This window comes from Filimonas lacunae (assembly GCF_002355595.1).
GTDB lineage: Bacteria > Bacteroidota > Bacteroidia > Chitinophagales > Chitinophagaceae > Filimonas > Filimonas lacunae.
The window spans coordinates 7,460,382-7,482,989 of the sequence record NZ_AP017422.1; the positions used below are offsets into that span (position 1 = coordinate 7,460,382).

A 22,608-nucleotide genomic window follows, 5' to 3' on the forward strand; every position below is an offset into this window, starting at 1 on the left:
TCAGTTATTAACCAGGAAAGGATATGAAGCAATTTAAAATATTTAATTATTGCCAGTTGTTGGTTATGTTGTTCGTTTTTGTAACGGCTTGCAAGAAACAAAATGAATTTCTGGATGCTAAAAGCAATGATGATTATGTAGTTCCTACTACATTAGCCGATTTTCAGGCGTTGCTGGATAATTCAGGTATTCTTAATTATAATTACATATCTATTGGTCTTACAGGTATTGATAATTATTATCTGGTAGATAATACAACAGTAACCCCTGTGTATTTTGTTAATGCATTTTTGTGGAAGCCTGATGTTTTTGGTATAACCACCTATGATGGCGGGTATACACAGGCATACATTATTGTGCGTTCTGCAAACATTGCATTAGAAGGATTGGCGAAAATAACAGAAACTGCGGACAATAGATTAGCATATGATTCTGTTAAAGGGCATGCCTTATTTTTAAGAGCTTTTATGTTTTATAATCTTGTAAATACCTATGCGAAGCAATATAATAAAGTAACTGCATCTGGTGATTTAGGCATTCCTATACGAACATTTACAGATGCGAATATTCTGGTTCAAAGATCAAGTGTGCAGGATACTTACCAGCAGATAATAAGTGATTTAAATGGTGCGGTTGCATCCTTGCCTGTAACTGCGAGATTTGTTATGAGACCCTCAAAGTTGGCCGCTTATGCGTTGTTAGCAAAAGCTTATTTGCAGATGGAGGAGTATGCTGAAGCAAAGAAATGTTGTGATTCAGTTTTAATGTATAAAAATTCTTTACTAAATTTTACAGATCCATCTATCTCTCTGAGTGTTACCTATCGTTTTCCAACATACACTAAAGGCAACCCGGAGATTTTGTATTATGCTGAAGGTGCTGCAAACGCTATCGCCTCACCAGGGACTACAGTAAATAAAAGCTATGTTGACACAGTTTTATATAACTCTTATAGCGACAATGATCTGCGAAAAACGCTTTTTTATACTTATCTACAGCCACAGAAGGCAAGGATAATAGGAACTTACACAGGAGGCAGGAACCAGTTTGCCGGATTGGGTATTAACGAGGTTTTCTTTATGCGCGCTGAATGTAATGTTCGCTTAAATAACCTAACTGATGGACTGAAGGATATGAATGATGTATTGCGTAACAGGTATAAGCCAGGTACTTATGTTGATTATGTTACTTCAAATGCAGATTCTGCTTTGGCAACCGTTTTAATGGAAAGAAGGAAAGAATTTCCTTCGACAGGACAAATAAGATGGGAGGACCTGAAGCGATTGAACAATGATAGCAGGTTTGCAAAAAAGTTAACTCGTGTATTTGAAGGAAAGAGTTATTCGCTGGAGCCAGGTGATATAAATTATGTATATCCTTTTAATAACAACATTCTTCAGCAGGAGGGTTTAATACAAAACAACAGGCATTAAAAAGGGTGCATTCGCACCCTTTTTAATTTATTCTGCAGAGTAAAATTCATAGGCAGTGAAATCCGCTCTTGGAATCAAATCTCCTGGTTGATAAGCTGGGGCGCCCGGGTTTGTTAAAATGCGACATATATATGCATTGGAACCTCCTTCACAATAAGAGCTTGGTGGGTTTTCCTGATCACCTGCTGTTTTTACAGCATTCTTACCTGAAACGGTTTCACCTACTTCTAAATAAAAATACTGAGAACCCCTTTTTTTGTTGGCAAACACTCCACCAATGCTGGCAATTACAGCTATTGCGAGAATAGCAATTTTAAGTTTTTTCATAAATTCTGATTTGTTTTAACGTGTATAATAGAGCTATTTTATACAGATGGTTTTATGCCATCTGCTGTATTTGAAGTTGGGTTTTACCGTACACCTGCTTGTGTAATAGAATGCCTATAATAGCCAGACCAATAAAGGCCAGGTTAAAGAACAGGTGCTGTGTCCAGTTAAAGCCTGAAATAACGCCGCCACACGAGCAGGGAATTCGTCCGTAGTAGTTTACCTTAATTAATATAATATATCCCGTAAAAAGCGCCATTAGGCCCAAAAACGACCACAATCCTGAAAGCATCGTCTTTTTAAAAATGAGCAAGCCGGCAATAATAAATTCAACAATAGGTAACCCGAAAGTTAATAAGGAGGAATACTTATTATCAAAGGGTTGGTTGTTCATATTGCTGATGGTTAATTTATAATGGATCAGCTTGGTACTGGCCGTATATACAAATAATATGAAGAGGAGCCAGGAAATAACTTCCAGGCACAATTCTTTTCTTTTCATGGTCTTTTATGCATTTTGATAAATAGAAGGAGGATTCTTCAGCAGGTCAACAGGCTTTATTTTTGTACTTGATCGTTTTTTGATTTAGGTGTTCAATGTGTGTGTTGTGTTAAGTAAAAATACCACTCTTTCAAGCGCATTCCAAGCTAGGATACTCTTAAAATTGACACAAATGTTCACAGATTATCATGCATTTTTTGTGCCGATTTACTTGTATTGTACTCATTAAAACAAGGTGATTGGTAAACTTCGCCGAAGCTTTGCTTTTTGTCTTTTTTTGTCACTTTTGCATGGCTTTTTTGTAACTGCCTGAGTTGTAATGATATTTGATTTGGCGTAAAAAATGGAGGTAAGTTGGTATATATCAATGTGTTTGTGAAGCGCAAATGGTAAAGCGGCCATTAATTGTCAGGCTTACGCATTTAAAATGTTCAGATATGATATATTTCATTAAATTGTTGTAAAACGTATTTTGTTATGAGAAACGTAGCCCAGATTAGATTGGTAACTCAATTATTGTCTAGTTACTACACCGCTGATACTAATATGTTTGATGTAGAGATTGCTTATTCCAATGATTTGAAGGGAAAGGAGGAGGTCAAACTATGCAGTTCTGTGTTCTCTTCTACTATAGGAGGTTCCCTTCATTATGCCTGTTTATTTAGAGGTGTGGAAGAATTTTTACAATATTTTCCGGTTTTTGATGAAAGCGGGATTCAGAAAATAAAAACTGTCGATTTGGAAAAGCTTTATAAAACAGGGAATGCCTGTTTGGTTTGTCATGCGGAAGAGTTGTATGGGTTAAGCTTTTTTATTTCCGGCAATAGTATGTTTTATACCGACTGTCACGACCGGTTATATACGTTAGATCAGCCGCTTGATAGCCTGGAGAAGATGGTAGAACTTACGCGATCTTCCAATCTTCATAAACAATTCATTCAGGAAGATGTGTTAATTGCTTATCTGAAAGAGTATCCTGTATTAAAAACAGAAGATGGGGCCACTGTACAGTATTTGCACAGGCATGAAGAGAAGCCGCCTGAAATTTTTATTAACCGTGTTTTGAAGATGTATAATAACCATGATGGAATGGATGTAGCTGCATCTGCCAGTATGGGGGTTGCCGAGTTTATTAAAGACTTCTGTATTTACCGGCTGGAGGATATTGTGAAAGAGAAATCGGGGCAGTTGTTAAGCCTGTATGGAAGCGGCAAGGTGGTTTTGCGATATAGCATTTATTATGGCGATTATGAACTGGAGTTTAGAAAGGAGGGCGATTCTACTATTATTCAGGAAAAAGAAACCTTGCGTGTTCTAATGACGCCAGGCCGTTCGGAAGAAAGGGATAGAAATTTATATGCAAGATGGATTGATAACTTTAATGAAACAGAGGATAATTTTTTAGAGGAAATGCGCGCTTATCTTGAAATTATTAATCCCAAACCTATTACACGGATGGACGTGCCTATTGAGCAGCTTTTTAATCAAAAAACTGCTGTAAATCCCGAAATATTTTTTCATTAAACTACTGCCTGTTATAGCTGCTTTCTTTGGACAAAGAAGGCAGTATAGCAGGATTCGTAGAAAGGCCACAGGAATGTAGCCCTTCACCCCAAGTACATTCCTGAAGTAAACACATCAGGACGGTTACATAATGACCTCTTTTTAAATATATCTTTAAAAACTGTGAACCGTAAAGCCTGATAAAATTACTGGATCTGTTTTTTTATTTTTTATCATTTACTATCTCCCACAAAACTTTTACTATCGCTGACATATTAAGGGCTGTTTTGTTGCCCAAAAATCACCTGCATGTGATGAAAGAGTGTCGCCCTTATTTATGCAACAGTTTTCAGGTGAGATATAGTTATATTTTAGATAGGTAACAGATTAAACAAGCGATTAATGCGTTTGGAAAAGACTTGTTTTTTCTATTAAAATTGGGGTTTAAAATCATCTCCTGTAATATTTATACTTAAATTTTAATAGATTTGAATCACAGTTACCCGTTGATTAAAATGTGACACTCGTAAACACCATTAGTATTGTAAAGGATAATTATTTTGCACACGGAACAGCTAAAGGTGTTTGTTTACGCATTGTTTCATTTTACCTCTGGTGGTGAAAATGACTAAATGTTATGATGCTTAACCCCGTACAGGCAATTAGCCCATCTTTTACATTACAGGCTTTTTTTCGCCATCTTATCAGATTGTTTGCTGCTGCATTTAATTTGCCGGAAGGCTTTATTGGTAAAAAGCACTTATCTCCCACTGAATCCACAGCAGGAAGCAATGATGAAAAAGAATGGTTTAAAGCGATAGCAGCAGGAGATCCGGTTGCTTTTGAGCGTTTTTATGATAGTACAAGTACCCGGGTGTACAGTTATTGTCTTAAAATGACAAAATCGGTACCCATTGCTACTGAATTAGTTCAGGAAATTTATATAAGGCTCTGGGATGAAAAAAAATACCTGGAAAACGTGACTTATCCACGCGCTTATCTTTTCAGAATTGTTTCCAGGTGCTTGTATAAATATCTTACCAACGCAGCCAACAGGCAACAGATCATCGATCTTAACGAAGCCAGTACCCTGATAACCTCCGATACGTTGGCGCATACCTCCTACGAAACAAAAGAACTGATGCTACTGGTAGAAAAGGCGGTAGTTGAATTGCCTGCACAGCAGCAAAAAGTATTCAGACTAAGCAAATTTGAAGGCATGAGTCATAAAGATATTGCCGGCGAATTGAACATCAGTGTGTCTGCTGTTGGCCTTTATATGGTAGAAGCTATGAAAAAGGTTCGGGCTTCGTTGGTGGGGGCACAGGATTAATTTTCAACTTTTTTTAAAAAAAGTTGCTTGTCCATATGTTAGACTTCTTCCTTTTCATCCTCTACGTTATAAAAGCCCCCTGACCTGGTGTATTAACGCCTTAATTAAGAGGAAGTATGAGCACAGAAAGATTGGATGATTTTTTAGAAAGATACAAGAATAATGTTGCCAGTTCCAAAGGTGTAGCAAAGATGCTTGATGCGTTAGGAGAAAAAGGGGGAGAAGAGCTTTTTGAAAAATTTACGCAGGAGAAAGGGGATGCATCTTCAACACCACATTCTATTGCACCTCCGGTTGTGACTGATGCCTCGCTTGTAAAAAAACAGGAAGCAAAGGTTTTTAAATGGAGGCGTATCTGGGTATATGCAGCGGCATCTGTGCTATTGATGGCTACTACAGCTTATTGGTGGTACGCTGCATCTTCGAAATCTGATAGTGTTGAAGCGGGTTATAAGGGTAAAGAAGTGTACGGAGTACCGGGAAAAGATGCTGCATTGTTAACATTGGCGAATAATAAGGTAGTAAATGTGAGTGAAGCTGCTTTGGGTGTTATTGCCAGTGAAGAAGACATGGATATTATAAAACTGGACAGTGGATGGTTGATGTATAAAGTAAATGGTTCTGCAGAGATGCACAAAGCTGTTTACAATACACTTACTACACCTCGTGGCGGACAATATAAATTGATATTGCCTGATGGAAGTAGGGTGTGGTTGAATGCAGAAAGCTCTTTATCATATGAAATTGACCGTGGGGCAAATGCAAGAAAAGTGCATTTGACAGGGGAAGCTTACTTTGAAGTAACCGGAAATAGTAAACAGCCTTTTACTGTAGCTACTGAAAGCTGCAATATCGGGGTACTGGGAACTTCATTTAACGTACATGCTTATAAGAATGAACATACAATAAAAACAACATTGCTTGCGGGATCAGTTGTTATTGAAAACGGGGGAGCTTCGAAGCAACTGATTCCCGGCCAGCAAGCAGTGCTGGTAAAGGGGCAGCAACAAAAGGATGTAAAAGTGTTGGATAGCGTGGATGTTAATGCGGTGATTGCCTGGAAGAATAACGTATTTGTATTTAATGGAGATATTAAAGATGCGATGTTGCAGGTTGGTAGATGGTATAATGTGAGTGTGGTATTTGAAGAGGATATGAATGTGCCATTGATTGCTACAGTTCCAAGAAATATTCCATTGCCTAAGCTCCTGGAATTGTTGTCGCAAACAGGAAGTATTCAGTTTGCTATTAATGGAAACAAAGTATTAGTGAGGAAGATAGAGATAAGTAAGTAATAGGAAGCCATAGAAATAATATTTATCAAAACCGTACCCAAATGAATAAAGCACGCCCAACAAATAGGAAACGATTGCTAAAAGGCTTTATGTCCGTTAACTGCAAGACTTACATAGGAGATTAATACAAGATAAGTAACAAATAGTTTTCATGCCGTAATAATATAAATTATACGGGGACCACAAACACAAGTAAAGAAGGCGCTGTTTCTACACTGCCTTTATTTTTTAATCCTTGTCCCGTTGTTGTTTACGTGCCAAACATTATAAACTGACTTCTTATGCTTTCCCTTCAACATAAACTCTTTACCTGTTTACGCAGGATGTGGTTCTCCTGTGCCTTTGATCGTTCCAGGTTTTTAGCTGTATTGCAGGTAGCTGCTTTTCTGTTGATAGCGTCTTTGGGCTATGGGCAGAGGTATAATCTGCGGATGAAAGAACAGCCTCTGGCTAAGGCATTTAAGGTTATAGAAAGTGTAACAGGCTATACCTTTATCTACGATGCAAGAGTGCTTGAAAAGTCTATTCCTGTTAGCATACATGTAAATAATGCAGGTTTGAACGAGATCCTGGATTTATGTTTTAAAGGGCAATCTTTAACTTATAATGTCAATGACAAATACATTGTAGTTTCCTGGTTAAAAAAGTCGTCTGGGCGTTTGCAAAAAGAAGAAGACTCTGTAAAAAAAATACAGCTGGTTGTATTGGATAATCTGGGTGAAACGTTACATGGAGCTGTAATTTCCACCAAAGAGGGTAGGGTGCTGGGAGTTACCGACCAAGTGGGAAAGTTCAGTTTTTATAGCAAAACAGACTCCATAGCTGCTGTTATCACATTTATTGGCCATCAATCAACCGAGACGGTATTAAAAGGAGCAGTTGTTACAGTAGTTACACTAGATCAGCTTACCACGGCTATTAACAGTGTTCGGGTGGCGAGTTCTGGATATCAGCCGCTGCCTAAAGAACGGGCAACCGGCAGCTATTTTTTTATGAATAACGAACTCCTGAACAGGAGAGTAAGTACAGGGATTTTAGACAGATTAGATGGCGTTACCAGCGGGCTTATATTTAATAAAACAAATCCGGAAGATGAACTGATCAGTGTTCGCGGACGCTCTACCTTATTGCCGGGCAATGCGGCTAGTCCGCTGATTGTGTTGGATAATTTCCCTTATGAGGGAGACATTAGTAATATTAATCCTAATGCTATAGAGAGTATCACTGTTTTAAAAGATGCAGCTGCTGCTTCTATCTGGGGGGCCAGGTCTGGTAATGGGGTTATTGTAATTACCACCCGAAAAGGAGAGCTTAACCAGAAAATGAAAGTGGACTTTAATTCTAACATTACAATCGGGCAGAAGCCCGATTTGTTTTATAGCCATAATTACATTCCTTCGCCTGAGTACATAGGAGTGGAGTCTTATCTTTTTAACCAGGGGTTTTATGATGCAGATTTAAGTAATGATGAAAGCTTTCCCGCGATTAGCCCGGCTGTTGAAATTATGGCTAAGACGAGGGCAGGCATTATCTCTTCGGTAGATTCTGCCAGCCAGATGAATGCACTCAAAGGATATGACGTGCGTAATGATTACAATCGTTATGTGTATACTAAAAGTGTGAACCTGCAACATGCCATTACACTAAGAGGGGGAAGTGATAACCTGTCGTATGCTATGGTAGTAGGGTATGACAGAAATAACAGTTACCTGAGACGCAATAACTATGATCGTGTTACTGTTAACTCGTATACCTCTTTTTATCCTGTTAAAAATCTGGAACTGGCTGCTAATATCATTTATACCAATGGCAGAACCAGAAATAATAATAGGATTGTATATGGTGCGGCTGGTTTTGCATTAAATAACAAGCTGTTTCCTTATGCTCGTTTTAAAGATGATGCGGGCAATAATCTGGGTGTGATTACGAATTATCGCTCTTCTTACCTGGATAGTGTAAAGGCGCTGGGGTTTCTGGATTGGACTTATAATCCATTAAACGAACTGGCTATGGCCGATAATGTGTCAACTACTAACGGTATACTTATGAAGGGGCTTGTAAGATATAAGATGTTTCCTTTTTTGAATGTTGAGTTGCTGTATCAAAACGAAAGAGAAGCTGTGGAAGGAAAGGAGCTGTATGCGGAGGGTTCTTTTTTGGTAAGAAACCTGGTGAATCAGTATACTCAATACAATTCAGCTACAGGTAGCTTGTCGTATCCGCTTCCTAAGGGCCAGATTTTATACAACCTTCATGGTCTTACCATTGCCAATAATGCCAGGGGGCAGATAAACTACCACCAGCTTGTTCAAAAGCACGAGCTTACAGGTATTGTTGGAGCTGAATTAAGGCAGATCGATTATAAAGGATATTATACCCAGACTTACGGATATAACGATGAATACGGCACGGGTATATCAAATCTCAATTTTGGCGAGTATTATGCTACTAATCCCAATGGAAGTGTGCAGCTACCGGCTGCTCAGGGACAACAACAGGCTAATTTGCGCAGATTTATTTCTTATTATAGCAACCTGGTTTATACTTATGATAAGAAATACCATTTTTCATTAAGTGGCAGGAAAGACGGGGCTAACATATTTGGCGTAAAAACAAATCATAGAGTCACGCCGCTTTGGTCTGCCGGCGTTGGTTGGGATATCAGCAAGGAAACGTTTTATCATGTGCAATGGCTTCCTTATTTGAAGTTGCGGGCTTCTTTTGGATATAATGGAAATGTGTATAATGGAGCAGGCTATTTAACTGCAGTATATGGTATTAATACATTAAATGGTACTAATGGCGCTGATATTGTAAATCCTCCCAATCCGGAGCTCCGGTGGGAAAAGGTAAAAACCTTTAATATTGGTTTTGATTTTGGTAAAGCCAGTAACGTGCTTTCCGGAACAGTAGAATTATATAATAAACGTGGGGAAGATCTTGTAGAAACAGCGCCGCTGGCACCATCAACAGGTTTTTTTTCTTTTGCCGGAAATGCTGCTGCTACATTAACCAAAGGGATAGACGTTGTTTTAAATATACGGCCTGTGAACAGAAAGGTTGTTTGGAATACGACTGTGCTGTTTAACTATTTAACAGACAAGGTAGTTACATTTGATGCCAGGTATCTGGCGCCGGATTTGGTAAGTAGTAATAGTGCAGGTAGTGGCGGGCTTGTTGCAGTAGTAGGCAAGCCCTTGTATTCTATGTTTAGTTATAAATGGGCGGGTCTTGATCCCGGCAATGGAGCGCCGCAAGGAATAAAAGATAAAGATATTTCCACTGATTATAGCACGCTGATACACACGTCTAATGATAACCTGGTATTTCATGGATCGGCACGTCCCAAAGTGTTTGGGGCTGTGAGAAATAGTTTCAGGTATGGTGCTATATCCCTCTCTTTTAATCTCACCTATAAGTTGCTATATTTTTTCAGACGAAATTCTATCTATCCTGATTATTCAAAGTTACTGTCTACTCCTAATACAGATGTAGCTAAAGCATGGAAGAAACCAGGTGATGAAAAAATCACATCTGTTCCTTCGCTGATATACCCGGAAGACGTGAATAGAAGTAGTTTCTATAGATTTTCTTCTGTGTTGGTAGAGAAGGGGGATCATATTCGTTTACAGGATATTCAGATTGCTTATGATTTAAAGCATACCTTATTTAAGAATAAAGCAATCAGCTCTTTTGAAGTGTATGCCTATCTTAATAATATTGGTATATTATGGCGAGCCAATAAAAGTCATCTTGATCCTGACTATAACGATTCTCAACTCGGTTTAGCCGCTTTTCCTAATCCATTCTCTGCTTCTTTGGGAGTTAGAGTAAGCCTATAAAAATTTGCATATGAAAACGCTTTACTTTACCTCTATAGTACTTTTTTTACTTACAGTGGCTGCTTGTAAGAAACAGGATGAATGGCTGGATGTAAAATTGAATAAGAGTGATGTAATACCAAAAGTAGAAGAAGATTTTCAGGCGTTGCTGGATAATACAAACCGCATGAATGCAAGTTACCCGGCCTTAGGCATTGTTGGGTGTGATAATTATTATGTTTCTTATTCTACATGGCTTGCGGCTAGTTTGCCTATTGAACGGATGGCTTATACATGGGACGAAAATGTATACCAGGGAATAACGCCGTTTGACTGGGGTGATGCATCGTTAATGGTTGCTTTTGCAAATGTGGCTTTGGAAGGATGGGAAAAGGCAGAAAAAAAGAATAGTGCTGCATGGAATAATATAAGAGGGTCTTCACTTTTTTTCAGGTCCTATGCTTTTTATAATATGCTTCAATTGTTTGCTCCACATTATGATTCTGCAACTGCTGCAGTTGATTTAGGCATCCAGCTCAGGCTGTCGTCAGATGTAAATCAAAGGGTTGGCCGTTCCTCTACAGGCGATTGCTATAAAAAAGTTACTGACGATTTGCGGGAAGCTTTATTGTATTTGCCTGCTTATCCTTTCTATCAATCAAGACCTGGCAAGCAGGCTGTTTATGCTTTATTGGCTCGTATATATCTTGATATGGAGAAATATCCTGCTGCAGTTGCCTATGCTGATAGTGCTTTGCAAATGGGTACTTCACTCTATAATTTTAGTACAGATATTAATTCTGCGGTTAACCGGCCCTTTCCTGTATATCCTAAAAATAAGGAGGTGATCTTTTATGCAGAATCTGCTGTATATGGAATTGCATCTCCATCCGGGTTCAGGGCAATCATTGATTCTGCTTTATATCAGCAATATGAAGCAAATGACATCAGACGTGCGGCTTTTTTTAGGGTAAACAATGGATTGAATTACTTTAAAGGAACCTATACAGGTTCTTCTTATCCCTTTGCCGGATTAGCGGTAAATGAACTGTATTTAATCCGGTCGGAAGCTAATGTCAGAACAGGACATAATATGGCAGCATTGAAAGATTTGAATGATTTAATCTCAACGCGCTACAAGCCTGGCACCTATGTAGCTTTCTCTTCAGACTCGGGAGAGGATATTTTGAAAAAGGTGATACAGGAACGAAGAAAAGAAATGCCCTTTACCAGTTTACGATGGGCTGATTTAAAACGATTGAATAGAGATAGCAGGTTTGCGGTTACTTTATATAGAAAGCTTAACGGATCTGATTACGTATTGCCGCCTAATGATAAACGATACGTTCTTCCCATCCCTGATGAAGAAATAAGGTTATCCGGCGTTCCTCAAAACCCCAGATAACTTATGAGGCAGGCCGGTGTTTTGTGTGTAGCTTTTTTTCTGTTGATGACAGCTGTAAACGCCGGTTCTGGCACAGTTGAACGTAGGGGTAATGTTGCTGACACATTTGTAGTGGTGTATAACAGTTATAAGTATTGGGGAGTATTAAATGGAAGGGAGAGTGAGTTGATTACAGTGGATAGTCGTCTTGATATAGTAGCTTATACGGGTGATAGGTTTTATTGTTTTAATCTATACAGAAAGTCTGCAGGAAAGCGGGTGTTAATTCTTGAAAATTTTATAGCATACGATAGTTGTACCTATACTTTATTGTGGAAACATCATCAGATCAATTTCGCGGGTAAGAGACGTGAGGACTTATCTTGTCAATATGACATTAGTCGCTTGCATCATCAGTACAGCCTGGGCGCAGAAGCGTTACGTTGGGATTCGGCTGGCTTTCGTATGAGTCTCAACTCTGTTATAGCCAGCTATAACAAAATAGCTGTTTCGCAGGCAGCTGTACTGGAAAGATTCCGTAAGCAGATTGGCGGAGAGCTATTGTTTTTTTTGAAGCATCAGGTACAACAAATGTTGCTATTGCAGAAGGAAAAATATTTTCATTCAATGCTTCAGCCGCATAGCCTGGTTCGGAGTGTTTTCAGTTCTGAAGTAGCAGTGCAAAAATGCAGAGCAGATATTTACAAATTGTTTCAGGAGGAGATGAATGCTGTTGTTTGCAAACAGTGGGAAAGGGACAGTGATGGATATGGGGCTCAGACTGCTTATTGGCATGCTCAGGTGGAAGTAACGTATTCTTTGAAGCGGAATCTGTTTGCTTATATCAGGCAACAGGCGGCCGGCTCTTGCAGAGACAAGGTGTTTGTGCTGTTTTTCAAAAGTAATTATTATAGAGACAATGATGTGGATGCAAAGGCTACTGAGGCGTTATTGTTAATGCAGGACAGATATGCTAAAACAGAGCTGGAGCAAATGCAGCATGTGCTTGCTGTAGGGGCTGCCGCATTTCCTTTCCATCTGAATAACAATTCTAATGTATTGGTTCATATGAAGGATTTTGCAGGTAAAGTGGTATTGATGGACTTTTGGTATACAGGATGTGCAAGTTGTGCACAGTTGTATCATGATGTTTTGAATCCTGTAGAGGAGTTGTTAAGGGAGGATGAGAATGTTGTGTTTTTATCTGTATGTACAGACAATGATAACATGTTATGGCTAAAGAGTGTTGCCGATGGAATTTATACTCATGAGCAATCTAATGTATATAACCTTTATACAGGCGGGCAGGGAGAAGAACATGCCCTGATTAAGGCTTACAACATCACCGGGTATCCAACCTTGTTGTTGTTTGATGTTTCTGGTAACCTTGCTGTTAAATACCAACGGGTACTCAAAAATAAAGATGGGTTACTTCAGTCGATACATGCAATGAAAACAGGAGAACACATCAGTTGTTCTCCTGTTAACTAGCTTAATCCGGCATAAATACCCGTGATACAGTTCCTGTAGCTGTATAGTCGGAAGCGGTTTGGCTAATGGGTACATTAGTAGTGATGCCATTAAATTTATACTCACAGTTATAAACGCCCGACTCGCAAGTGCCGGTCAGGCCATCTTTCAAGAGAAAAACGCCCGAAGCGTCGCGGTAATATTTCTTTCCATTGTCCTTTTGGTTAATAGCGGCGAATATGCCCGTGGTTACCATAGATAATAACAATAGCGCAATTTTAAGCTTCTGCATAAAATCGTATTTTGTAATGAATAAATGATGTCCGTTCTGATTGGGCTGGCTGGTGTTAGCGCATCACAAGTCCCGGCCAGCTTTGGCTATAGTTAATAGATTGGCGTATGAAAATGAATGAAACGAATGCCCGGTTTAGTCTGAGCAATGGATAATACAGATACTGATAGAAGTTTGGTTACTGCTTGCGATCATTGGTTGTGCTCTTTATGAATGACCTTACAAATATAGGAACACACTTTTTTTTATTCCGGGGCATTTATATCCCAACAGGACTTTTTCCTGCCGCTCATTTATATAATGGTTTTTTTATTTTTATGTATGGCCATTTGTATAGTGTAGGAGGGAAACCGAAAAACTCAACAAACCTTTCTCCAAAGGCCGACTGTTGCTGGTATCCTATGCTTCTTGCTATGTTATATAATTTATCTTGCCCATGCATTACCTGCTCAAATGCTTTTTGCATCCGAAGCTCCAGGTAGCCTTCACGATAAGGTTTGCCATAACCATCTTTGAACAGGCGCACAAATTCCTTTTCTCCAATGTTCATGGCTGTAGCTACTTCTTCTTTTTTCAGATGTGTTTTTAAATGCTGAAGCAGATAGTTTTCAATAGCTGAGTATTGAAAGCTTTCAGATGTGTTGGGAAGCAGGTATGTTTTTTTTGTTTTACGACCGGAAAGCACTTCAAAATTGAGTTTTTGTTGTGTGCTGGCCGAAATATCATCGTTCATGGCTATCAGGTAAAGCCTTACCAGCTGGTGCGTGCAGGTATGTAGTGAAGGCCTGTGTTGCATATCCTTACCTATATTCAGTAACAGGTGTACCACGCCTTGTTGCCAGTAGTTGAGAGGGATAGTAGGCAGGGTTAGCAGCTGTTGCGGATTTTTTCGGATGTGTTGCAACAGTTGCTGTACCTGGTAGCTTTGGTCGGCATATTGGGAGATGATAGTGGCAATATCTATCATAATAGAAATGCCCAATCCTGTTTCGGGCATTACGGCTATTTCACCTTCCGGGAGGTAACCAATACGCATAGTGCTGTTACCTGCATCGATATGTTCGCTTTGTACCTGCATGCTGGCGGCGCCTTTTACACGGATATAGCATATCACCGCCGGGTGTTGTATGGTAATAGTAAAGGTTTGTGGTTTATGTGGTAAATGGGTAGTGCGGCTGATATACCGGGTGTTGTTGTCGGTATGTGATACCGTAATCACATGTCCAAAAGGGTAGTGCAGGGTTTCTGTATTGCTATGTGGCCATTCGGGCACATAACGGCATAGCACAGCGGGTATCTCATTATTAGCAGTACCTTTTTGCCAATGGCGCAAGGTTAACAGGTCGTTCATAAGTTATAAATCCTATTGGTTAATAAATGCTGATATCACCCAAGTGGAACTGGCAAGTCGATACTAGTGCCTGTTGCACCTGTTAGCAGCTTTCTATAAGTACGGAAAAGAATATGATAACCAGAGGAGTGGAATGTGTTTCCGGCATTAAATTAATTCATTTGCATATACATCGCATATATTTTTTTGCATATCTGTGTCTAATTGCAGGCATACTTTGGTGTAAAACAGCGGCAGGCCAATTAATGCTTATCTTAGTCATTAGAAATAAACCAATTATATCTTATGAAGCAACTGCTGGTTTTGGCTTTGTTATGTTGTTTATGGAGTTATTCGGGCGCCCAACAGTTTTTGCAAGCGAATGAACAGGCCGCTCACTGGGTAGATAGTGTATTTAAAACACTGAATAAAAAGGAGAAGATTGCCCAGTTGATGGTGCTAAGGGTAAGCGAGCGGAAGGGCACAACAGTTGCCTATTACGATGATCAGGTGGCGGCCTATGCCAAAAAATACAATATCGGGGGCATTTGTTTATTTCAGGGGCCGCCTGTAAAACAGGCGCAGATGATAAATCATATCCAGGCATCTGCCGCTACTCCGGTGATGGTGTGTGTAGATGGCGAAACGGGTGTGGGAATGCGGTTTGACAGTGTGCCTAAATATCCCGATCAGCTAACATTGGGGGCTGTGTCTGATGAAAACCTGGTGTACAGGGTAGGGAAGGCTATTGCCGAACAGTGTAAACGTATAGGTATACAGGTGAACTACGCTCCGGTAATAGACATCAATAACAACCCCAATAACCCTGTTATCAATTTCCGCAGTTTTGGTGAAGACAAGTATAAAGTGGCCCGCTGGGGCATTGCTATTACCAAAGGTATGCAGGATGCGGGTGTAATGGCGTGTGGTAAACATTTTCCGGGACATGGAGATGTGGCGGTAGACAGCCATCTGGACCTTCCGGTGATTAATAAGTCTGTTACACAGTTAGATTCTTTGGAGCTTTACCCTTTCCGCCAGCTGATACAGGCGGGGGTAGGTAGTATGATGGTAGCGCATTTATATATTCCTGCTATTGACAGCACGCCCAACCGCGCTACTTCTTTATCTCCTGCAAACGTAACGGGCCTATTGCGTAACCAGCTGGGATTTAAGGGAATTACGTTCACAGATGGACTGGAAATGAAAGGGGTGACCAAATTTTATCCTGCGGGTGAGGCGGGCTTGCAAAGCCTTATTGCGGGAAATGATATGCTGTGTTTGCCGGGTGATATTAAGGGTACGATCAGCAAAGTAAAAAAAGCCATGAAGAAAGGCCTTTTTACAAAAGAACAACTGGATGAACATGTGCGACGCGTGCTACTGGCTAAGTATAACCTGGGCTTAAACACACTGCAGCCTGTACAAACCGAAAACCTGACCGTGCAATTGAATGCAGGTATTACTGATTTAAAAAAGGAAGTATATGCCCAGGCTATCACCTTATTAAAGCAAACAAATACAGCCGCCATTCCCTTTGTTAAAAAGGGGAAAGTGGCTTTTATAGGTATCGGGCTTGCACAATCCAACCGTTTTGCGCAGCTTTTACAGCAACAGTTGGGAGCGGAGTGCTTTTATTTTGACTACAAACAAACAGAAGCCCAGGCAAAAGCACTGTTAGAACAGTCGAAAACTTATGACGCTATTATTATAGGAGTACATCAGTATAATAAATACCCGGCAGGTAACTTCGGAATCAGTAATGCAGCTGTTACGCTTTTAAATCAGTTGCAGCAGCAGGATAATGTAACCAGCTTTGTCTTTGGCAATCCCTACGCTATAAAAAATCTTTGCCAGGCGCATAACCTGGTGGCTTGTTATGAAGATGACAGCCTGATGCATGAAACAGCAGTGGCATTATTACAAGGAAAGCAAACAGCGTATGGTACGTTGCCTGTTACTGTGTGCAAGGAGTTTACCTATGGCACTGGCATTATCTCCGGCAAGTCTGTTGCGGTAAACACTACTGCTATAAAAATAGATACGGCGGCACTCCATGCAATAGACTCTATTGCTGAAAATGCTATTCAAAAAGGCGCCACTCCGGGTTGTGTGGTGCTGGTGGCAAAAGATGGTAACATCGTATTTAACCGGGCTTACGGATATATGAACTATGATAAGAAGGAGCCGGTAACTACCGAAACGGTATATGATCTGGCTTCTGTTACCAAAATTTCAGCCACTACTGTGAGCATTATGCAGTTGTATGAGCAAGGTAAAATTGATATCCATAAAACGCTGGGCGATTACCTGCCTTGGGTAAAGGGCACCGATAAAGAGCACCTGGTTCTCGAAAATCTGTTGCTACACCAGGCAGGACTCACTGCTTTTATACCATTTTACAAGGAAACCATTCATACGGTGACCGGAAAGCCCCTCAGGGGCTTTTTTGTTGAAAAGGAGGATAGCAACCACCAGGTAAGGGTGGCCAAAGGCATGTTTTTAAGAAATACCTGGAAGGATACACTCTATAAAAGGATTTTACAGAGCCCATTAGGTGCCCCCAACACATATATTTATAGTGATAATGACTTTATTTTCCTGGGAAAGGTGGTTGAAGAGGTATCTGGCATGCCTTTGGATGAGTTTGCGCGCGAACATTTTTATGGGCCGTTGCATATGATAACCACCACTTTTCAACCCTGGAAATATTTACCTGTAAACACCATTGCACCTACAGAGCAGGAAAAGTATTTCAGGCTGCAACTATTACGCGGCGATGTGCATGATCCGGGAGCTGCTCTTTTAGGAGGTGTTGCCGGTCATGCAGGGCTGTTTAGTAATGCACATGATCTGGCTCAGCTTTATTTATTGCTATTAAATGGCGGTGAATGGAATAAAGTTCATCTGCTGAAAAAAGAAACCATTGATTTTTTTACCGCTTATCACAGTAAAGTAAGCAGACGGGGATTGGGGTTTGATAAGCCGGAAAAGGACAATGCCACCCGTAAAGTTCCGTATCCTGCTGCCGGAGTTACTGCACAGGCGTTTGGACACACGGGCTTCACTGGTACCTGCGTATGGGCCGATCCTGAGCAAAACCTGTTGTATATATTCCTGAGCAACCGGGTTTGCCCTGAAGGAGGGAGCAATGATAAATTAACCCGATTGAATGTCAGGTCAGCTATTCACGAGGTTATTTATCAAGCCATTCGTAACAATTAGTTCACTTTGCCATACTTTCATAATATATTCGTTAAGCATTTATCAATCTTTGAATAACAATGAAAATTCTAAAAACCACCTTATCCCTGTCGGTTGTTGCAATCATTATTTTGTTTGCCTCCTGCAAAAAGAGTGTACCTAAGCAAATTAAGTACATCCCTAAAGACGCTTCTTTTGTTTTTGCTGCCAATGCTAAAAGACTGAACGATAAACTGGAAGGCAGCCAGGTTAAAATTGACTCGCTGCTGAAAGTAGTGTTTACCGAAAGTAAGGTAGCTCCCGAAGACATTAAAAAGTGGGAAGATTTAAAAGATGCCGGTATCGACTGGCAGAGCGACATATTCGGCTTTGTTCAGCAGCGCGGTTCTATGATGAGCGGTACTTCCCAGGTGTTTGGTGCAGTGGCTGCCGTATCCAGCGCTTCTAAACTGGAAGCTTACCTGAAAAAGCAAATGCCTAAAGCCACTGTGAAAAAAGTAGATGGCTATTCTGAAATAGAACTGGATGGTGATGCCGTAGCAGGTTGGAACGATGAAGTATTGATTTTAACCGGTGCCACACAAACACGTTCTTTTTCTGATGACAATGCTGCCAGCGGCAAAACTGCCAGCACGCAATTAGCTACTCTGTTCAAATTAAAGACAGAAGAATCTGCCTTAGCTATTGATCCGTTTAAAAATTTCATCAAAGAAAAGGCTGACCTGCTGTTGTGGGTTAACAGCGGTGGAGCATTTAATGCATTGCCTATGCTGGGTATGACCAAAATAAGCGATCTGGTAAAAGATTCTTATTCAGGCATAGTGGTGAATTTTGAAAATGGTAAGGTAGAAGCTAATATCACTTCGTACAGCGGTAAGGTAATGGCCGATATGATCAAAAAATATCCACCATCTGCTGTTGATCTGGATATGGTAACTACTTATCCTTCTAACAATGTTACCGGCTTACTGTCCGTTAACTTCGACTTAGGCTTAATTGCTGAAATCATCAGGTATGGCGGTTTTGAAGCTACAGCTAACCAATACCTGACCACATTAGGCTTTACGGTTGAAGATGTTACCAAGGCATTCAAAGGGGACATGGCTGTTGTGTTCAGCGATTTTGTAGTAGAAGAAAAGTCTAATCCGGATTATCCTGAATACAAAACCAAAACTCCTTCTATCAAATATGTTTTCAACGCGAAAGTAGGAGATAAAGCGTCTTATAATAAAGTACTGTCTGCTTTAGCGGCTAAAGGCTGGTTAACACAAACCGCTACCGGCTATACACCTGCCATGCCATTAGGTGGTTTTGTGGTGGTAGAGCTGAACGAGAAAAACATGCTGGTTGCCAGCGATTCTACCTTACTGGGTCAATACAAAACAGGTACTGGTAAAGCGGGTATCCCTGGTGATGTAATCAGCAAAGGAAAAGGCAAAGTGGCTTATATGTATGTTGATTTAAGCAAAATATTCAGCGTTATACCTGTAGATAGTTCTTCTATTGATATCATGAACCAGGTAAAAGCCACTTTTAAAGATGCTTATGTTAGCGCCGATAAATATGAAGGCAACACTTCAAAAGGCGTAATGGAATTACGTACCGGTAATGAAAAAGAAAACAGCCTGGCTACCCTTGTAAAACTGGGATGGGCCGTGGCAAATAAATTTAAGCAGGAAGAAGCACGCGCAGCTGCTGCTTCGGATGCTGCTGAGGCTGCCGATTCTGTAGCTGTTGATTCTACTGTAGCAGTGCCGGTGGCTCCTGTTAAATAATAACATAACAGTATATTGATAAAAGCCCCGTATAGCGGGGCTTTTTTGTAACATAGATTTGTAGTGTATAATCAATAGCTATGCAACTAGCCTTACAAAACCTGGTACCGGTTCCTTTACGTGATAAAATATTACAACGCAGCAGTGATATCTGGAATACAGATGTCTTGTTGCAGCAAGGACAGCGTATTAAAGTAAAAGCGCCCAGCGGCACAGGTAAAACAACATTGATACATATATTGTACAGGTTGCGTGATGATTATAAAGGGGCTGTGTTATGGGATAACAAAGATGAGCGTGCTTATGATGCCACTGCTATGGCAGTGCTGCGTCAGCAGCAAGTAAGTGTGGTGTTCCAGGATTTACGTTTATTCACAAACCTTACAGCGCGCGAAAATATAGAATTAAACAGGGTGCTTACCCCCACGCCATTGTATGATGCTTCTGTTATTGATGCCATGGCCGAACGGTTAGGCATTACGCATATACTACAGCAGCGTGCAGGGCTTTGCAGCTATGGCGAGCAGCAACGTATTGCTATTGTTCGTGCATTGGTGCAGCCTTTTAACTGGCTACTGATGGATGAGCCTTTTAGCCACCTGGATGCAAACAACACCCGCAAAGCAGCTGCATTAATAGCAGAAGAGTGCGAAAAGCGTAAGGCCGGGTTTGTACTTACCGATTTGGATGAAGATGCACATTTTGATTATAATGTCTTTTACAACCTGTAATTAACCCTATATCATCGTATGCTGAATACCTTACTAAAGAAACTGATTAAAGCAAGCGCAGGCCGAACCAGGTTTATTATGGCAGTAACCGGTTTGTCGGTGGCTTTATTGCTGATACTGGCTGCTGTGCAGTTGCAGGTGAATTATAACAGCTTGTTACATGGTAAAACTAATCAGGATAGTGTAGCCAATTTCCTGGTACTGAACAAGGTGGTGAACGAAAAAACGGTAGGTGCTACAACCTTAAGCGACCAGGAAATTAACGAGCTAAAACAACAATCTTTTGTAGATGCTGTGGGCTTGCTTACACCCAGCAGGTTTAAAATATCGGCAGAAGGTGGAGATGGGCAATTACCTTTTTATACCGATCTGTTCTTTGAAAGCGTACCAGATGCTTTTATTGATGTGGTGGATAAAGACTGGACCTGGAACGATCAATCGCAATTTATTCCTATCATCATTCCTAATATGTTCCTGGATTTATACAACTTCGGTTTTGCCACTTCACAGGGCTTGCCACAGTTGACACAAGACCTGATAAAAAACATGCCACTTAAAGTAAATGTGCGCACTTCTTTAGGTTCTTTTCCCTACTACGCCAAAGTGGTAGGCTTTAGCGATAGAATATCTTCTGTATTGGTGCCGCAGGTTTTTATGGATTGGGCCAATCAGCGTTTTGGTAACAATACCAATGCTAAGCCATCCCGTGTGGTAATACGTACAAAAGATGCAGGTAATCCGGAGCTGGTGAAATACCTGGCAGATCATGGGCTTACTACTGATGCTGATAAAACACGTTTCAGCAAATACCGTCAGATAGTAAACACAGTAGTGAATATATCCGGGGTTACGGGCTTTCTGATGTTGCTTTTTGCCTTATTGATATTCACTCTGTTTATTCAGTTAACTATTGCTTCCTGTAAAGAAGAAATTATATTGCTTATTACATTAGGTGCAGCCCCTACGCAGTTATACCGCTTTTTGATGCGTCGTTTTTTTCCATCCAATATTGTAGTAATTGTTGCTGTGCTGGTGGTTATTTCCATCCTGCAGTTTGTATTGGCTAATGTACTGGAAGCACAGAGTATGTACATCCCTCATTTTTTATCTGCATACACTATACTGGCTGCTTTAGTTATCTTAATAGTATTATGGCTGGTAAACAGCAGTACTATCAAAAAGTATATCAGGCAATAGGTATCATTATTATAAAGGAAAAGCCGTAAGCGGGTATCTCACTGCTTACGGCTTTTTATTGCGCTTTAAAATATGCTTTTGTAATAAATACCTTTTAGTTTAAGCGGTAACCCAGGTTAATGCTAAAGGTGCGGTATTTGTTTTTGTCGTTGTTCTGATTGTCATAGATCTGGTTGATCTTGCTCAGGCCCCAATCGTAATTAACGCCTAACATCATGCGGCCAGCTTCAATACCAGCAGCGCCGTTTAAGCCGAATTCAAATCTTTTAAAGCGATCGTAGTTGTTGTCATTTTGGCCATTACCGTCAACAGATTCAAACTTAATATCAGATTTGGTTACACTTTCTGCTCCCCCGGCAACTTTCGTGCGAACGGTTGTGTTACCCCAAAGTCCCATAGATACAAACGGTCCCGCAGCTATGAAAATACGGCTATCAGTTCCTAATGGTACTTTTACCGCAAAGTTTACAGGAACCTGCAGATAATAAGGACGAAAACTGGCTTTTACATAGTTGTCGTTGTGGTTGTTGTCATCCAGGTACTGGTTAGCCTTAGCCCCCTTTCCTTGTAAAAATAAACCGGCTTGTAAAGAAAACATGTCATTTAAGGGAAGGTCACCCAAAAAGCCAGCATTAAAAGTGGCCAGGGTATTAGAGCTGCTAGTGGTTCCATCTCCATTGGTAGAAATGTTGGCAAGACTTAAACCCCCTCTTATATACACCCCGCCTGGGTTAGTGTTAGAAGAAGTGGTAGTTGTGGTTGTTTGTGCATAGGTGTTGCTAACCATTGTAAAGCCTGCAATTCCTGCCATCATCAAAATCATTCTCTTTTTCATAGTGCGAATTTTTGGTTAATGCAGGTAGAAAGACCAAGACCGTGCCAGAATTTATAAAATGATGATTACCAGCTGTATACGGGGATATTGTGCCAATGCTGCCTGGTTGAATAGTGTAGAAAAAAAATCGCCGTACGGGTAAAAGTACGGCGATTTGAAAGTTTATCGTTAAAACA

The 22,608-nt window shown here is 40.4% G+C and carries 16 protein-coding genes; 11 read left to right on the forward strand and 5 right to left on the reverse strand.

The window, feature by feature from the left end; all coding sequences use genetic code 11:
* The first annotated feature begins 23 nt into the window (after positions 1-23).
* Positions 24-1,433 (forward strand): RagB/SusD family nutrient uptake outer membrane protein, encoded by a 1,410-nt coding sequence (locus tag FLA_RS29585; protein WP_076377147.1) that lies wholly within the window; start codon positions 24-26, stop codon positions 1,431-1,433.
* A gap of 27 nt (positions 1,434-1,460) precedes the next feature.
* Here FLA_RS29585 and FLA_RS29590 read toward each other — a convergent pair whose 3' ends face one another.
* Both FLA_RS29590 and FLA_RS29595 read right to left on the reverse strand, forming a co-directional pair.
* Positions 1,461-1,760, reverse strand: coding sequence for a hypothetical protein (locus tag FLA_RS29590; RefSeq protein ID WP_076377149.1), 300 nt, complete (start codon positions 1,758-1,760; stop codon positions 1,461-1,463).
* 52 nt (positions 1,761-1,812) lie between these two features.
* Entirely contained in the window at positions 1,813-2,262 is a 450-nt protein-coding gene (locus tag FLA_RS29595; RefSeq protein WP_076377151.1) for a MauE/DoxX family redox-associated membrane protein, read from the reverse strand.
* 477 nt (positions 2,263-2,739) lie between these two features.
* Here FLA_RS29595 and FLA_RS29600 point away from each other — a divergent pair, with 477 nt between their 5' ends.
* The 6 genes from FLA_RS29600 to FLA_RS29625 all read left to right on the forward strand — a co-directional run bounded on the left by FLA_RS29600 (position 2,740) and on the right by FLA_RS29625 (position 13,089).
* Positions 2,740-3,786: a hypothetical protein gene (locus tag FLA_RS29600; protein ID WP_076377153.1), complete on the forward strand. Its 1,047-nt coding sequence runs from the start codon at positions 2,740-2,742 to the stop codon at positions 3,784-3,786.
* A 616-nt stretch (positions 3,787-4,402) separates the two neighbouring features.
* Positions 4,403-5,098 carry an RNA polymerase sigma factor gene (locus tag FLA_RS29605; RefSeq protein WP_076377155.1) on the forward strand — a complete coding sequence of 232 codons (696 nt, stop codon included), beginning with the start codon at positions 4,403-4,405 and terminating at the stop codon, positions 5,096-5,098.
* Between the two features lie 116 nt (positions 5,099-5,214).
* Positions 5,215-6,393: a FecR family protein gene (locus tag FLA_RS29610; protein ID WP_076377157.1), complete on the forward strand. Its 1,179-nt coding sequence runs from the start codon at positions 5,215-5,217 to the stop codon at positions 6,391-6,393.
* A 431-nt stretch (positions 6,394-6,824) separates the two neighbouring features.
* On the forward strand, positions 6,825-10,235 hold the full coding sequence (locus FLA_RS29615) for a SusC/RagA family TonB-linked outer membrane protein (RefSeq protein ID WP_159445070.1): 3,411 nt from the start codon (positions 6,825-6,827) through the stop codon (positions 10,233-10,235).
* 10 nt (positions 10,236-10,245) lie between these two features.
* Positions 10,246-11,619, forward strand: a complete 1,374-nt coding sequence (locus FLA_RS29620; RefSeq protein ID WP_076377161.1) for a RagB/SusD family nutrient uptake outer membrane protein — start codon at positions 10,246-10,248, stop codon at positions 11,617-11,619.
* Positions 11,620-11,622: 3 nt separating this feature from the next.
* Positions 11,623-13,089 (forward strand): TlpA family protein disulfide reductase, encoded by a 1,467-nt coding sequence (locus FLA_RS29625; RefSeq protein ID WP_076377163.1) that lies wholly within the window; start codon positions 11,623-11,625, stop codon positions 13,087-13,089.
* A 1-nt stretch (position 13,090) separates the two neighbouring features.
* Here the strand turns inward: FLA_RS29625 and FLA_RS29630 are convergent, their stop codons facing one another.
* Positions 13,091-13,360: a hypothetical protein gene (locus tag FLA_RS29630; protein WP_076377165.1), complete on the reverse strand. Its 270-nt coding sequence runs from the start codon at positions 13,358-13,360 to the stop codon at positions 13,091-13,093.
* Between the two features lie 289 nt (positions 13,361-13,649).
* Positions 13,650-14,711 (reverse strand): helix-turn-helix domain-containing protein, encoded by a 1,062-nt coding sequence (locus FLA_RS29635; protein ID WP_076377167.1) that lies wholly within the window; start codon positions 14,709-14,711, stop codon positions 13,650-13,652.
* 285 nt (positions 14,712-14,996) lie between these two features.
* On the opposite strand from FLA_RS29635, the gene FLA_RS29640 reads away from it, so the two are divergent.
* The 4 genes from FLA_RS29640 (at position 14,997) to FLA_RS29655 (ending at position 21,597) form a co-directional block, all read left to right on the forward strand.
* Complete coding sequence (locus FLA_RS29640; protein ID WP_076377169.1) at positions 14,997-17,915, forward strand: glycoside hydrolase family 3 N-terminal domain-containing protein; 2,919 nt, start codon at positions 14,997-14,999, stop codon at positions 17,913-17,915.
* 59 nt (positions 17,916-17,974) lie between these two features.
* Positions 17,975-19,669 (forward strand): DUF4836 family protein, encoded by a 1,695-nt coding sequence (locus FLA_RS29645; RefSeq protein ID WP_076377171.1) that lies wholly within the window; start codon positions 17,975-17,977, stop codon positions 19,667-19,669.
* A gap of 80 nt (positions 19,670-19,749) precedes the next feature.
* Positions 19,750-20,400, forward strand: coding sequence for an ATP-binding cassette domain-containing protein (locus tag FLA_RS29650; RefSeq protein ID WP_076377173.1), 651 nt, complete (start codon positions 19,750-19,752; stop codon positions 20,398-20,400).
* An 18-nt stretch (positions 20,401-20,418) separates the two neighbouring features.
* Entirely contained in the window at positions 20,419-21,597 is a 1,179-nt protein-coding gene (locus FLA_RS29655) for a hypothetical protein (RefSeq protein ID WP_076377175.1), read from the forward strand.
* Between the two features lie 94 nt (positions 21,598-21,691).
* On the opposite strand, the gene FLA_RS29660 is transcribed toward FLA_RS29655, so the two are convergent.
* Positions 21,692-22,432: a porin family protein gene (locus FLA_RS29660; protein WP_096511386.1), complete on the reverse strand. Its 741-nt coding sequence runs from the start codon at positions 22,430-22,432 to the stop codon at positions 21,692-21,694.
* Positions 22,433-22,608: the final 176 nt, after the last annotated feature.

Bases quoted from the DNA above. Each gene is read 5' to 3' on its own strand.
- FLA_RS29600 (WP_076377153.1), top strand. From the start codon at position 2,740: ATGAGAAACGTAGCCCAGATTAGATTGGTAACTCAATTATTGTCTAGT.
- FLA_RS29655 (WP_076377175.1), top strand. From the start codon at position 20,419: ATGCTGAATACCTTACTAAAGAAACTGATTAAAGCAAGCGCAGGCCGA.
- FLA_RS29590 (WP_076377149.1), bottom strand. From the start codon at position 1,760: ATGAAAAAACTTAAAATTGCTATTCTCGCAATAGCTGTAATTGCCAGC.
- FLA_RS29635 (WP_076377167.1), bottom strand. From the start codon at position 14,711: ATGAACGACCTGTTAACCTTGCGCCATTGGCAAAAAGGTACTGCTAAT.
- FLA_RS29660 (WP_096511386.1), bottom strand. From the start codon at position 22,432: ATGAAAAAGAGAATGATTTTGATGATGGCAGGAATTGCAGGCTTTACA.
- FLA_RS29610 (WP_076377157.1), top strand. From the start codon at position 5,215: ATGAGCACAGAAAGATTGGATGATTTTTTAGAAAGATACAAGAATAAT.
- FLA_RS29595 (WP_076377151.1), bottom strand. From the start codon at position 2,262: ATGAAAAGAAAAGAATTGTGCCTGGAAGTTATTTCCTGGCTCCTCTTC.
- FLA_RS29645 (WP_076377171.1), top strand. From the start codon at position 17,975: ATGAAAATTCTAAAAACCACCTTATCCCTGTCGGTTGTTGCAATCATT.
- FLA_RS29640 (WP_076377169.1), top strand. From the start codon at position 14,997: ATGAAGCAACTGCTGGTTTTGGCTTTGTTATGTTGTTTATGGAGTTAT.
- FLA_RS29605 (WP_076377155.1), top strand. From the start codon at position 4,403: ATGATGCTTAACCCCGTACAGGCAATTAGCCCATCTTTTACATTACAG.
- FLA_RS29620 (WP_076377161.1), top strand. From the start codon at position 10,246: ATGAAAACGCTTTACTTTACCTCTATAGTACTTTTTTTACTTACAGTG.
- FLA_RS29585 (WP_076377147.1), top strand. From the start codon at position 24: ATGAAGCAATTTAAAATATTTAATTATTGCCAGTTGTTGGTTATGTTG.
- FLA_RS29625 (WP_076377163.1), top strand. From the start codon at position 11,623: ATGAGGCAGGCCGGTGTTTTGTGTGTAGCTTTTTTTCTGTTGATGACA.
- FLA_RS29615 (WP_159445070.1), top strand. From the start codon at position 6,825: ATGAAAGAACAGCCTCTGGCTAAGGCATTTAAGGTTATAGAAAGTGTA.
- FLA_RS29630 (WP_076377165.1), bottom strand. From the start codon at position 13,360: ATGCAGAAGCTTAAAATTGCGCTATTGTTATTATCTATGGTAACCACG.
- FLA_RS29650 (WP_076377173.1), top strand. From the start codon at position 19,750: ATGCAACTAGCCTTACAAAACCTGGTACCGGTTCCTTTACGTGATAAA.